This window comes from Planotetraspora phitsanulokensis, assembly GCF_016863295.1.
GTDB lineage: Bacteria > Actinomycetota > Actinomycetes > Streptosporangiales > Streptosporangiaceae > Planotetraspora > Planotetraspora phitsanulokensis.
In genome coordinates, this window is the sequence record NZ_BOOP01000001.1 from 252107 (window position 1) to 264487 (window position 12381).

13 protein-coding genes are annotated in these 12381 nt (G+C 67.9%); 7 read left to right on the forward strand and 6 right to left on the reverse strand.

Features of this window, described 5'->3' with window-relative positions; genetic code table 11:
* Nucleotides 1–27 precede the first annotated feature (27 nt).
* Nucleotides 28–381 (forward strand): iron-sulfur cluster insertion protein ErpA, encoded by a 354-nt coding sequence (erpA, locus tag Pph01_RS01190; protein ID WP_204070997.1) that lies wholly within the window; start codon nt 28–30, stop codon nt 379–381.
* Nucleotides 382–568: 187 nt separating this feature from the next.
* Nucleotides 569–1555, forward strand: coding sequence for a carbohydrate kinase family protein (locus Pph01_RS01195; protein ID WP_204070998.1), 987 nt, complete (start codon nt 569–571; stop codon nt 1553–1555).
* 151 nt (nt 1556–1706) lie between these two features.
* Here Pph01_RS01195 and Pph01_RS01200 read toward each other — a convergent pair whose 3' ends face one another.
* Nucleotides 1707–1925: a sulfurtransferase TusA family protein gene (locus tag Pph01_RS01200; RefSeq protein ID WP_239116380.1), complete on the reverse strand. Its 219-nt coding sequence runs from the start codon at nt 1923–1925 to the stop codon at nt 1707–1709.
* Nucleotides 1926–2029: 104 nt separating this feature from the next.
* The gene (locus Pph01_RS01205) at nt 2030–3163 is read right to left on the reverse strand and encodes a cysteine desulfurase family protein (protein WP_239116332.1); all 1134 of its coding nucleotides are present in this window, start codon (nt 3161–3163) and stop codon (nt 2030–2032) included.
* 187 nt (nt 3164–3350) lie between these two features.
* Here Pph01_RS01205 and ctaC point away from each other — a divergent pair, with 187 nt between their 5' ends.
* The 4 genes from ctaC to Pph01_RS01225 all read left to right on the forward strand — a co-directional run bounded on the left by ctaC (nt 3351) and on the right by Pph01_RS01225 (nt 7554).
* Nucleotides 3351–4181 (forward strand): aa3-type cytochrome oxidase subunit II, encoded by an 831-nt coding sequence (gene ctaC, locus Pph01_RS01210; RefSeq protein WP_204071001.1) that lies wholly within the window; start codon nt 3351–3353, stop codon nt 4179–4181.
* Nucleotides 4182–4186: 5 nt separating this feature from the next.
* On the forward strand, nt 4187–5842 hold the full coding sequence (gene ctaD / locus Pph01_RS01215; RefSeq protein WP_373315618.1) for an aa3-type cytochrome oxidase subunit I: 1656 nt from the start codon (nt 4187–4189) through the stop codon (nt 5840–5842).
* A complete protein-coding gene (locus tag Pph01_RS01220; RefSeq protein WP_203880676.1) occupies nt 5839–6234 on the forward strand; it encodes a cytochrome c oxidase subunit 4 in 396 nt (131 codons plus the stop codon). The genes ctaD and Pph01_RS01220 overlap by 4 nt, the downstream gene beginning before the upstream one ends.
* Nucleotides 6235–6384: 150 nt before the next feature.
* Nucleotides 6385–7554, forward strand: a complete 1170-nt coding sequence (locus Pph01_RS01225) for a L,D-transpeptidase (protein WP_239116334.1) — start codon at nt 6385–6387, stop codon at nt 7552–7554.
* 95 nt (nt 7555–7649) lie between these two features.
* Here Pph01_RS01225 and qcrB read toward each other — a convergent pair whose 3' ends face one another.
* The 4 genes from qcrB to ctaE all read right to left on the reverse strand — a co-directional run bounded on the left by qcrB (nt 7650) and on the right by ctaE (nt 11804).
* Nucleotides 7650–9281, reverse strand: a complete 1632-nt coding sequence (gene qcrB / locus Pph01_RS01230) for a cytochrome bc1 complex cytochrome b subunit (protein ID WP_204071279.1) — start codon at nt 9279–9281, stop codon at nt 7650–7652.
* Nucleotides 9281–10360 (reverse strand): cytochrome bc1 complex Rieske iron-sulfur subunit, encoded by a 1080-nt coding sequence (qcrA, locus tag Pph01_RS01235; RefSeq protein ID WP_204071003.1) that lies wholly within the window; start codon nt 10358–10360, stop codon nt 9281–9283. The genes qcrB and qcrA overlap by 1 nt, the downstream gene beginning before the upstream one ends.
* The gene (gene qcrC, locus Pph01_RS01240) at nt 10357–11118 is read right to left on the reverse strand and encodes a cytochrome bc1 complex diheme cytochrome c subunit (RefSeq protein WP_425570016.1); all 762 of its coding nucleotides are present in this window, start codon (nt 11116–11118) and stop codon (nt 10357–10359) included. Before qcrC ends, qcrA begins: the two co-directional genes overlap by 4 nt.
* A gap of 68 nt (nt 11119–11186) precedes the next feature.
* Nucleotides 11187–11804 carry an aa3-type cytochrome oxidase subunit III gene (ctaE, locus tag Pph01_RS01245; protein WP_204071005.1) on the reverse strand — a complete coding sequence of 206 codons (618 nt, stop codon included), beginning with the start codon at nt 11802–11804 and terminating at the stop codon, nt 11187–11189.
* Between the two features lie 162 nt (nt 11805–11966).
* Between ctaE and Pph01_RS01250 the strand changes: the two genes are divergently transcribed.
* Nucleotides 11967–12380 carry a hypothetical protein gene (locus Pph01_RS01250; RefSeq protein ID WP_204071006.1) on the forward strand — a complete coding sequence of 138 codons (414 nt, stop codon included), beginning with the start codon at nt 11967–11969 and terminating at the stop codon, nt 12378–12380.
* Nucleotide 12381: the final 1 nt, after the last annotated feature.

A 12381-nucleotide genomic window follows, 5' to 3' on the forward strand; every position in this document is an offset into this window, starting at 1 on the left:
GGTTGGCGCAGACGCGGGAGTCAGCACATGACGATTGAGAGCAGCGAGACGACGCAGCAGGGCCTCCTCCTGACTGACGCGGCCGCCGCCAAGGTCAAGAGCCTGCTGGAGCAGCAGGGCGAAGAGGGGCTGCAGCTGCGCGTCGCGGTCCAGCCGGGCGGCTGTTCCGGCCTTCGCTACCAGCTCTTCTTCGACGACCGCTCCATGGATGGAGACGTCGTCTCGGACTTCGGCGGCGTGGGCGTCGTCACCGACCGCATGAGCGCGCCGTACCTCGTCGGCGCGACGGTGGACTTCGTCGACACGATCGAGAAGCAGGGCTTCACGATCGACAACCCCAACGCGACGGGCTCCTGCGCCTGCGGCGACTCGTTCAGCTAAGCGCACCGCCTGGACGACCAGACGACTTACAGGGGCGACAGGGGCTCGGCAGAGCACACCTGAACCCGTGTGACCGGCCTCGTACGGATTCCCGTACGGGGCCGTCGTCGTGTCGACAGGGTACGCTCGACAGGTTCGGCAAGATTGCCACCTATCCCCAGATGCTGACAACGAGGAGAACGACCCCGTGCGCATCGCCATAACCGGCTCGATCGCTACCGACCATCTGATGACTTTCCCCGGTCGTTTCGGCGACCAGCTCATCGCAGAGCAGCTCGACCGGGTTTCGCTGTCGTTCCTCGTGGACGAGTTGCAGATCCGACGAGGCGGTTGCGCCGCCAACATCTCTTTCGGGATGGGCTGCCTCGGCCTGACGCCCGTCCTCGTGGGCGCCGTGGGCACCGACTTCGCCGACTACCGGTCATGGCTCGAGCGGCACGGCGTCGACTGTGATTCCGTGCACATCTCAGAGGTGCACCACACGGCCCGGTTCCTTTGCACCACCGACGAGGACCACAACCAGATCGCGTCGTTCTACACCGGCGCGATGGCCGAGGCCCGGGAGATCGAGCTCGGCCCGATCGCCGAGCGCGTCGGCGAGCTCGACCTGGTCCTGGTGGGCCCCAACGACCCCGACGCCATGCTCCGGCACACCGACGAGGCGCGCACCCGAGGGATCGCCTTCGCGGCCGACCCGTCGCAACAGCTCGCGCGGATGCCCGGTGAGGAGATCCGCCGGCTGGTCGACGGCGCGGCCTATCTGTTCAGCAACGACTACGAGCTCGGGCTGATCATCCAGAAGACCGGCTGGTCGAACGAGGAGATCCTCGACCGGGTCGGCGTCCGCGTCACCACCCTCGGCCCCAAGGGCGTCAGGATCGACCGCAAGGGCGAGCCGTCCCTGCACATCTCACCGGCCCCCGAGCTGGGCAAGGCCGACCCCACGGGCGTCGGCGACGCGTTCCGCGCGGGATTCCTGTCCGCGCTCGCCTGGGGGCTGTCGCTGGAGCGCTGCGGCCAGGTCGGCAACCTGACGGCCACCCACGTCCTCGAGCGGGTCGGCGGCCAGGAGTACGAGCTCGGCCAGAAGGTCTTCGTCGAGCGCTTCGCGGCCGCGTACGGCCAGGCCGCGGCGGACGAGGTCGCCGCCCACGCCCGCTGCCACTACGCCTGACACCCACAGCCGACCTGCAGTCGGAGGAACGCCGGTCGGGGCGTGCTGCCCGCATCCTGGGAGCCGCTCTCGATCGGCTGCTCCGGCATGCCCGGCCCGGGCACAGTCGCGCCCGATCGGCCCCTCCGGCGTGCCCGGCGACGGGCCGGGGTCAGTAGTTGCGGCGGACGTGGATCGACCAGCCGCCCCGCGGCAGGTCATAGGTGGCCACGTGCGCGTGCGACTTGAGACGGCACCAGGCGGGGATGTCGGTGAACGCGGCGGGATCGTCGGCGTGCACGGCGACCACCCCGCCGAGCGGCACGACGTTGATCTGCTCGGCGAGCATGATGATCGGGATGGGGCACTTGCGGCCCAGCGCGTCGATCATCAGGTCCGACGGGGGCTCCGTCTGCGTCTGACGCGTCTCCGGGGCCTCGGGGGCCTCACGGGTCTCGGCGGCGGATCCGCCGCCGTTCGACCGCCTGCGCCACATCAGTGAACCCCCAAGCTCGCCCGAATCCGCCGCACGATGTCCGGAAGCACGGCGAGAAAGCGATCGACGTCGCCCTCGGACACGCCACGGGGCAGCGATACCCGGACGTTCCCGTGTGTAAGCACTCCCATCGCCTCCAGAACATGCGATGGGCGAAGCGTACTCGCCGTACACGAACTTCCGGACGAGATGGCGAACCCGGCCTTGTCCAGTTCTGTCAGGAGCGCCTCACCCTCCACGTAGAGGCAGGAGAACGTCACGATGTGCGGCAGCCGGGCCACCGGGTCGCCGATGACCTCCACGTCGGGCACGAGGCGGGGGACCTCGCGGCGGATCCTGTCCACCAGCGCCGACAGGCGGGGGCCCTCCGCGGCCTCCTCGGCGGCCCTGGCGCGCAGCGCGGCGGCGGCTGCGACGATCGCGGGGACGTTCTCGAACCCGGGCACCCGGCGGCGCTCCCGCTCGTCCTCCGGGTACGGCGAGCGCCAGCGCGTGCCCTTGCGGACGGCCAGCACCCCGACGCCCGCCGGGCCTCCCCACTTGTGCGCGCTGGCCGTCAGCACCGACCAGCCGCCGGGGATCGGGAGGCGGCCCGCCGACTGCGCGGCGTCCACCAGGAGCGGCACGTCCGCGGCGGCGCACGCGGCGGCCACCTCCTCGACCGGCTGGAGGGTGCCCACCTCGTGGTTGGCGGTCTGGAGACAGGCCAGTGCCGTCCCCGGCCGGGAGACGGCCTCGGCGAAGGCGGCGGCGTCCGCGCGCCCGCTCCGGTCCACGCCGACGGTCTCCACCTCTCCGTCGTCGTGTTCGTGCACCGCGGCGGCGTTGAGCACGCTCGAGTGCTCGACGGCGTTCACCACCAGCCGCCGCCCCGCCCGGCGGCGTCCCCGCAGGGTTCCGAGGACCCCGAGATGCACGGCCTGCGTCCCCGACGACGTGAAGGAGACCTCGTCGGCCCGCGCCCCGACGATCTCGGCCACCTCTGCCCGCGCCTGATCCAGTAACATCTGGGCCCGGCGGGCCGTGCCGTACAGGCGGGCGGGGTCCGCCCAGCCGGAGTCCAGGGCGGTCATCAGCGCCTCACGGGCCGCCGGGTGCAGGGGTTCGGTGGAAGCCGCGTCCAGATAGGCCACGGTTAGGACACTAACGGGGGCTGCTCGGAGGGGCATGGCCGGTCCGCGCTAATGTGTCCCCCAGCGTGAAGTGACCAAGTAAAGGGGGGACCGGCGACAGGACAGTGCCGGTCGTCCCGAGAGCGCAAAATGTGAAAAACCGCCCAGGAGAAGGACTCTTGGGCTTCATTTGTGGGGTAGGCGATCCGTGAGTCCGACCCGCCGTACGACACGGCGACAGTTGGCCCGCCGCCGGTTGACCGGCGGCGTCGCCGCGGCGCTGCTGCTGGCGACCGCTACTGCGTGCAGCAGCGATGCCGTTGACCAGTGGAGCCGCGGAGGGATGCCGGAAGGCGTCACCAAGCAGTCGACCATCATCCAGACGCTCTGGAACGGAGCCTGGATCGCGGCACTCGCCACCGGCGTCGTCGTCTGGGCGTTGATCCTGTGGGCGGCGGCGTTCCATCGTAAGAAGAAGAACTCGGTCGACCAGCTTCCCCCGCAGGTGCGGTACAACCTGCCGATCGAGATCCTCTACACCGTCGTACCGGTGATCATGGTGGCGGTCTTCTTCTTCTTCACCGCGCGTGACGAGACCGCGATCATGAAGGTCGACGGCGACGCGCCGGTCAAGGTGGCCGTCGAGGGTTATCAGTGGAGCTGGCGCTTCACCACAGACTTCCAGGGCCAGAAGGCGGTCACCGCCGGCGTGCCCGTCGACCTGAGCAAGCAGAGCCTGCAGACCCCGCAGGGTCCCCAGCTCGTGCTGCCGGTCGACACCAAGATCCAGTTCGACCTGCACTCCCCGGACGTCATCCACTCCTTCTGGGTGCCGGCCTTCCTGTTCAAGCAGGACGTGTTCCCGGGGAACGTGCACAACAAGTTCGAGATCACGACGCTCAACCGGACGGGCGTCTTCTTCGGCCGATGCGCCGAGCTCTGCGGTGTCGATCACAGCAGGATGCTGTTCTCCGTGAAGCTCGTGCCGCAGGCCGAATTCGCCCAGTACATCAAGACCCAGGCGGGGAGTGCGCAGTGACCGCCATTCAGGAACCGGTTCGCGTCGCCGCGAGGCCGTACACCAAGGGCACGGTCGTCGCCAAGTGGCTGTCCTCGACCGACCACAAGGTGATCGGGCACCTCTACCTGATCACATCGTTCGTGTTCTTCCTGATCGGCGGCGTCATGGCGCTGGTCATGCGGGCCGAGCTCGCCCAGCCGGGCCTGCAGTTCGTGTCGAACGAGCAGTTCAACCAGCTGTTCACGATGCACGGCACGATCATGCTGCTGATGTTCGCGACGCCGCTGTTCGCGGGCTTCGCCAACGAGCTCATGCCGCTGCAGATCGGCGCGCCCGACGTGGCCTTCCCGCGGCTGAACATGGTGAGCTACTGGCTCTACCTGTTCGGCAGCACGATCGCGGTGAGCGGCTTCTTCACCCCGGGCGGCGCCGCGGCCTTCGGCTGGACGGCGTACGCGCCGCTGTCGAACGCGGTGACCTCGCCCGGCCTCGGCGGCGACCTGTGGGTCCTCGGACTGGCGCTGTCCGGTCTCGGCACGATCCTCGGCGCGGTCAACTTCATCACGACGATCATCACCATGCGGGCTCCCGGCATGACGATGTTCCGGATGCCGATCTTCACCTGGAACATCCTGCTCACCAGCATCCTGGTGCTGCTGGCCTTCCCGGTCCTCGCCGCCGCGCTGCTCGCGCTGGAGGCCGACCGCAAGCTGGGCGCCCACATCTTCGACTCGCCGACAGGCGGCCCGATGTTGTGGCAGCACCTGTTCTGGTTCTTCGGCCACCCCGAGGTGTACATCATCGCGTTGCCGTTCTTCGGCATCATCACCGAGGTCCTGCCGGTCTTCAGCCGTAAGCCCGTCTTCGGCTACATCGGCCTGGTCGGCGCGACCATCGCGATCGCCGGTCTGTCCGTGACGGTCTGGGCGCACCACATGTTCGTCACCGGTCAGGTGCTGCTCCCGTTCTTCTCGTTCATGACGTTCCTCATCGCGGTGCCCACCGGCGTGAAGTTCTTCAACTGGATCGGCACGATGTGGCGAGGCCATCTGGTCTTCCACACGCCGATGCTGTTCGCCGTCGGCTTCCTGGTGACCTTCCTGTTCGGTGGCCTGACCGGCGTCATCCTGGCCTCGCCGCCGCTGGACTTCCAGATCAGCGACAGCTACTTCGTCGTCGCCCACTTCCACTACGTGGTCTTCGGCACCGTCGTGTTCGCGATGTTCTCGGGCTTCTACTTCTGGTGGCCCAAGTTCACCGGCAAGATGCTCGACGACAAGCTGGGCAAGTTCCACTTCTGGACGCTGTTCTTCGGCTTCCACCTGACGTTCCTGGTGCAGCACTGGCTGGGCGTCATCGGCTTCCCGCGTCGGTACGCCGACTACTCGGCGGCCGACGGCTTCACCGACCTGAACATGATCTCCTCGGTGGGCGCGTTCCTGCTCGGCGCCTCCACGCTGCCGTTCCTCTACAACGTGTGGCGGACCTGGAAGAAGGCGCCCAAGGTCATGGTCGACGACCCGTGGGGCTTCGGCGGCTCGCTGGAATGGGCCACCTCGTGCCCGCCGCCGCGGCACAACTTCACGTCGCTGCCGCGGATCAGGTCCGAGCGTCCCGCGTTCGACCTCAAGTACCCGCACCTCGCGGCGAACAAGCCTGAGCTGGAGGATGTCCGATGAAGATCCAGGGCTGGATGTTCCTGCTCTGCGGCGTCTTCTTCGCCGCCGCCGACGTCGTGTACTGGTTCTGGTCCAAGGAGCCGACCGGCACCACGGCCATGGCGATCTCCGTCGGGCTCGCGTTCATGATCGGGTACTACCTGCTGTTCACGGCACGCCGCATCGGCGACCAGCCGGAGGACAACAAGGAGGCCGAAATCAGCGACGGCGCCGGCGAGCTGGGCTTCTTCAGCCCGCACAGCTGGTGGCCGCTGTTCGTGTGCCTCTCGGCCGCGCTGACGTTCTTCGGCTTCGCGATCGGCTGGTGGCTGTTCTTCATCGGGCTGTTCGCCACGATCATGAGCACCATCGGTTTCGTGTTCCAGTACTACCGGGGCAACTTCTCCCACTGACTCGGTGAGGCCTCACGTCGCGGCCGGTCGACCTCTGCGTCGACCGGCCGCGACGTCTTTTTTGCCGGGAATCAGGACGGCCCGGTACAGGCCCTGAACGTGCTCAGGGAATAACCCCGGGAAACTGATCACGGCCGGGGGGAGATCGACGTGCGCGCTGGTGCAGGGGCGCTGGCCCTACTCATGGCGACCGGCTGTTCCGCCGCGGTTGAGGACGGCTCGTCGTCCACGCCGAAGACGGCGATCAGCATCACTCCGCTCAACGGCGGGCAGGGGCTGTCCACGGAGACGCCCATCATGGTGGGCACCACGGTCGGAACGTTGAAGAACGTCACCGTAAGGGCCGGAGGGCAGCCTGTGGCGGGCGTTTACAGCGCCGACAGGACCCAGTGGCGCAGCGAGCGCCCGATGGCTCCTGGGCTCTCCTACAGCGTCACGGCTGTTGCGGCGGGACCCGACGGCGGAACCGTCGAGAAGACCAACACGTTCTCCACGGCCAAGGCGACCACGTCGTTCGGCATCGACACGCTGCTCCCCAACAAGGACACCGGCCTCACGGTGGGCGTGGGCATGCCGATCATGATCACGTTCGACAAGCCCGTGAAGGACAGGGTCTCGGTCGAGCGCAACCTCTCCGTCCAGGCGTCCAACCCCGTCGAGGGGGCCTGGCACTGGTTCGACGACAAGAACGTCGTCTTCCGGCCCAAGAACTACTGGCCGCCTCACACCAAGGTGCGCTTCGTCGCCAATCTCAAGGGCGTCAAGGGCGCCGACGGCATGTACGGCAAGCAGGACTACACCCGCGACTTCACGATCGGGCGGTCCCAGATCAGCGTCGCGAACACCCAGACCCACCACATGAAGATCGACCGTGACGGCACGCAGATCAAGAACTTCCCGATCAGCGCGGGCATGGGCGGCGTCATGCGGCACTACACGACCAGCGGCATCCACCTGGCGATGTCCCGCGAGGACGTGACCGTCATGACCTCGCCCGACGCCGGCCCCGGGCAGTCCGGCTACTACCAGACCACCGTGTACGACACCGTGCGGATCTCCAACAGCGGGGAGTACGTCCACGGGGCGCCGTGGTCGGTGGGGGACCAGGGCAACTCCAACGTCAGCCACGGCTGCATCAACGTCAGCCCCTCGAACGCGAAGTGGTTCAAGGAGAACACCCTGATCGGCGACCCCGTCATCGTCGAGGGCACGCCGCGGAAACTGGAGGCGACCAACGGCTGGGGCCACTGGCAGGAGTCCTGGAAGGACTGGCTCAAGTGGAGCCGCCTGCGGGCCGACATGACGGGCCCGCTCACGTAGGACGGCCGCCGGTGCGCGGAACGTGAAACGGCCCGGGTGGGGGATCCCACCCGGGCCGTTTCACGTGCGGGCGACCGTGCCGGCCGCCCCTGTTCTCAGTGCCCGTCCCGGTGACCGTCGGAGTGGTCTCCGGCACCGATGGCGGCGTGCTCGTCGTGGCCGTGTCCCTCCTCGAGGGGGACGTGGTCCGTGCCGTACGCCTCACTGGCCTTCGCGCGCAGGCGCCCGAGAGCCGTGCGGGCCCCCTTCGGCGGGATGCCCTCGCCGTCGACGCCGCTCTCGATGATCGGGATCTCCGCCTTGCCCCGGATGTGGTCGGCGATGTCCTGCGCCGCCGGGGTGTGGACCTCGATGTACTCACCGTGGGGCAGGCGCTTGATGACGCCCGACTCCACGCCGTGGGACAGCACCTCGGCGTCCTTGCGCTGGAGGCCGATGCAGATCCGGTACGCGACGACGTAGGCGATCGCCGGGACCAGGAAGATCGCGAAGCGCCCGAAGATCGTCGTCTCGTACAGGCTGATGTGGAAGTTGGCCGAGATCTCGTCGTTGGCTCCGAGCAGCCACAACACGCCGTAGAACGCGATACCGCTGAAGCCGATCGCGGTGCGGTGCGGGTTGTTGCGGGGACGGTCGGCGGTGTGGTGCTCCCGCCGGTCGCCCGTGACCCACTGCTCGATGAACGGATACAGCGCCAGGCCGGTCATGACGATGCCCAGCGGCACCAGGGCCGGGATCAGCACGCTCAGCGACACCGTGTGATCCAGGAAGTTGATCTCCCAGGCGGGCATCAACCGCAGCGAGCCCTCCAGGAATCCCATGTAGAAGTCGGGCTGGCTGCCCGCCGAGATGTCCGCCGGCGTGTAGGGACCGAACAGCCAGATCGGGTTGATCTGGGCGAAGGTTCCCAGCAGCGCGATGACACCGAACGTGAACAGGGTGAACGCGCCCGCCTTGGCCATGAAGGTCGGGTAGAAGGGCGCGCCGACGACGTTCTTCTCGGTGCGGCCGGTGCCCGGCATCTGCGTGTGCTTCTGCACCCACATGAGAACCAGGTGGGCCGAGATGAGCGCCAGGAGGATGCCCGGGATCAGCAGGATGTGGATCGTGAAGAACCGCGAGATCACGTCGTGCCCGGGGTACTCGCCCCCGAACAGCAGGAACGTGAGGTAGGTGCCGACCACCGGGATGCCCAGCATGACGCCCTCGGTGATCCGCAGGCCGGCGCCGGAGAGCAGGTCGTCGGGGAGGGAGTAGCCGGTCAGGCCCTCCAGCAGCGCCAGCGTGAGCAGGCCCACGCCGATGAGCCAGTTCAGCTCACGCGGCTTGCGGTACGCGCCGGTGAAGAACACCCGCAGCATGTGGACCATCATGCCCGCGATGAACAGCAACGCCGCCCAGTGGTGGATCTGCCGGATCAGCAGGCCGCCGCGGACGTCGAAGCTGATGTTCAGCGCCGAGGCGTAGGCCTCGGACATCTTGACGCCCACCAGAGGCTGGTAGGAGCCGGAGTACACGACTTCGCCCATGCTCGGCTTGAACCAGAACGTCAGGAACGTGCCGGTCAGCAGCAGGATGATGAACGAGTAGAGCGCGATCTCGCCCAGCAGGAACGACCAGTGGTCCGGGAAGATCTTCCGCAGGTTGCGCTTGAGGAAGTTGCCCGGCCCGATGCGGTCGTCGAGGAAGGTGGAGACTCCTGCGATGGCCTTGGGAGTGGTGTCCATCACGCCTTCTGCTCCCTTGCTTCCGCCTCGGCGTCGCCGCGCTCCCAGAAGCTGGGGCCGACGGGGACGTTGAAGTCGGACTTGGCGACGAGGTAGCCCTCGCTGTCGATCGCGATGGGCAGCTGAGGCAGCGGCCGGGCCGCGGGACCGAAGATGACCTTCGCGCCGTCGGCCGCGTCGAACGTCGACTGGTGGCACGGGCAGAGGATGTGGTGCGTCGTCTGCTCGTAGAGCGCGGCCGGGCAGCCCACGTGGGTGCAGATCTTGGAGTACGCGACGATGCCGTCGTGCGTCCAGTTCAGGTTGGTGCCGGACTTGATCTCGTCCGGGCGGAACTTGAGCAGGATCAGCGTGGCCTTGGCCAGCGCGTTCAGATCCTCCTCGTAGCCCTCGGGGATCACCGAGAGGATGCCGCCGGGAGAGTTGAAGTCGGCCGCGCGGATCGGTTGGCCCGTGCCCTCGACCACGAGGCGGCGTGGCTTGCCGTCCTTGGTCGGGACGCCCCACACCGTGTGCCGCAGCGCCGTGCCGGGCAGCGGGCCCATGTCCTTGAGCAGCACCAGCGGGGCAAGCCCCAGCGGCGCGGCGGCCAGCAGCAGCGTCCGGCGCAGCAGCTTGTGCTTGACGAAGCCGCTCTCGTTCGCACCCTGGAGGAACGTCTCCTCGACGTACTCCTTGGTGTCGGCGTCGGAGGCCATCGGGTGGCGCTCCTGCACGAGGTTGTACTTCGGCATGATCTGGCGGACCCACACCACGATGCCGGCCGCCAGCGAGAGCAGCGCGATGCTGAGCGAGCTGCCCAGCGCGTAGTTGGAGGCGGCCGTCCTGTCGATCGTGCCGACCTGGAAGATCACGTAGGACGCGATGAACGCCGCGCCCGCCAGGAAGGTGATCGTGAACAGCAGCGCGACGATCCGCTCCGCCCGCTTGGCGACGGCCGGGTCGGCGGGAATGACTCCGGGTACGCCCTTCTCCTCGTGGACGATCTCGTCCCCGAGGATGGGGCCGTTGGAGGGCGGGGTGCCGATGACGCGCGCAGGCACGCGGCCCTCAGGCTGATCGTTGATGTTGTCTGTCATGCGTGCGTCCGTCGCTTCTTCGCCGTGATCCAGATGGAGGCCAGGATGAGAAGGCTGAGACCCACGATCCACGCCACAAGGCCTTCGGTCACGGGCCCGATCCGGCCGAGACCGGAGCCTCCCGGGTCGACCTGCGACCGCACGTGGGTGATGTAGGCGATCATGTCCCGCTTCTGGTCGGGGGTGATCGTCGAGTCGTTGAAGACCGGCATCGCCTGCGGACCCGTTGCCATCGCCTCGTAGATCTGGGTCGGCGTGGCCGGGTTCAGCGGGGGAGCGTACTTGCCGTAGGTCAGCGCGCCGCCCGCGCCGACGAAGTTGTGACACTGGATGCAGTTCGCCCGGAACAGCTCACCGCCCTTCGCCGGATCGCCCTTGGCGGGATCGACCTGCTCGGCCGCGGGCCGGGTCGGTCCTCCGCCCAGCGACTGGACGTACGCCGCGAGGTCGCTGATCGCCTGCGGGGTGGCCCACTCGCCGAGAGGCTTGCGGGGCGCCTGCGGGCCCGCGTCCGCGGCCGGCATGCGGCCGGTGCTGACCTGGAAGTCCACGGCGGCCGCGCCCACGCCCACCAGGGTGGGAGCCTTGGCGCTGCCCTCGGCGTTCAGGCCGTGGCAGCTGGCGCAATGGGCCACGAACAGGCTCTTGCCCTGCGCCACGTCGTCGGCCTTGCCCGACGCGATCGCCGCGTCCGCGCTGCCGCCTCCCGGCGCGGCCACGGCGTAACCGCCGCCGAGCAGGCCGAGTGCGAGCGCCACGACGGCATATCGTGCGAGAGGATGGCGCCGTCGGGCGGTGATGGAGTTCACCGAATTTCCCGTTCCGATCATTTGATGATGTAGATGGTCGCGAAAAGGCCGATCCAGACCACGTCCACGAAGTGCCAGTAGTAGGACACGACGATCGCGGCGGTCTTCTGCTCAGTGGTCAGGCGCTTCGCGGCGTACGTGCGTCCCAGCAGGAACAGGAACGCGATCAGGCCACCCGTCACGTGCATGCCGTGGAAACCCGTGGTCAGGTAGAACACCGAGTCGTACGGCGAGTGCGAAAGGACGTGACCCTCGTGCGCGAGGTTCGCGTACTCCCAGAGCTGACCGCCCACGAAGAAGGCGCCCATCAGGAAGCTGATGAGGTACCACATACGCAGCTTCTTGACGTCACCCCGCTCCACTGCCCACACGCCAAGCTGGCAGGTGACACTCGACAGGACCAGGACGGTCGTGTTGAACGTCGCGAAGGGGATGTTGAGGTGCGCCTCAGGCCAGGGACTGTTCTCCCCGAGGCTGACCGACCGGATGGTGAAGTACATCGCGAACAGCGCCGCGAAGAACATGAGCTCAGAGGACAGCCACACGATCGTCCCGACCTGAACCAGGTTCGGCCGGTTGTACGCGTGTGGTCTCGTCGTCGTAGTAGTTGCGGATGCTGTCGCCACGGGCGCCATTATTGCGGTTCTGGAGGCCGGGTCGCCGCACGACCCCCCGTTAGGGCCCCATCCGGCGTCTAAAACGGGCATTGCACAGCAATAACCCCGCGACTACGCGCCTGGCGGCCACGCCGGTAGCATCACGATGACCATACCCCGCGATTCGACAGTGAGCGTGACATGAGGGTTCTCGTCTACAGCGACGACGCCGGCACCCGGGAGAAGGTGCGGCTGGCCATCGGGCGGCGTCCCGCCGCGGACGTGCCACTGGTCGAGATCGTCGAGTGCGCGACGCAGCCGGCGGTGATCAAACTGCTGGACGCCGGGGACATCGGCGTCGCGATCCTCGACGGCGAGGCCGTCCCCGCCGGGGGGATGGGCGTCAGCAGGCAGGCCAAGGACGAGGTCCACAACTGCCCGCCGATCCTGCTGCTCATCGCGCGCCGCGACGACCGCTGGCTCGCGAACTGGTCCCGGGCCGACGCCGTGGTCGCCCACCCGATCGACCCGGTGGTCCTCGCGGAGGCGGTCGCAGGCCTCATGCGCAGCCGCCTCAGCATCTCCGGCACGAACTCGACAAACCATTCCGTCTGAC

Coding starts and splice junctions, on each gene's coding strand:
- erpA (WP_204070997.1), top strand. CDS start 28: ATGACGATTGAGAGCAGCGAGACGACGCAGCAGGGCCTCCTCCTGACT.
- Pph01_RS01200 (WP_239116380.1), bottom strand. CDS start 1,925: ATGATCGACGCGCTGGGCCGCAAGTGCCCCATCCCGATCATCATGCTC.
- Pph01_RS01220 (WP_203880676.1), top strand. CDS start 5,839: ATGAAGATCCAGGGCTGGATGTTCCTGCTCTGCGGCGTCTTCTTCGCC.
- qcrB (WP_204071279.1), bottom strand. CDS start 9,281: ATGGACACCACTCCCAAGGCCATCGCAGGAGTCTCCACCTTCCTCGAC.
- qcrA (WP_204071003.1), bottom strand. CDS start 10,360: ATGACAGACAACATCAACGATCAGCCTGAGGGCCGCGTGCCTGCGCGC.
- ctaE (WP_204071005.1), bottom strand. CDS start 11,804: ATGGCGCCCGTGGCGACAGCATCCGCAACTACTACGACGACGAGACCA.
- Pph01_RS01250 (WP_204071006.1), top strand. CDS start 11,967: ATGAGGGTTCTCGTCTACAGCGACGACGCCGGCACCCGGGAGAAGGTG.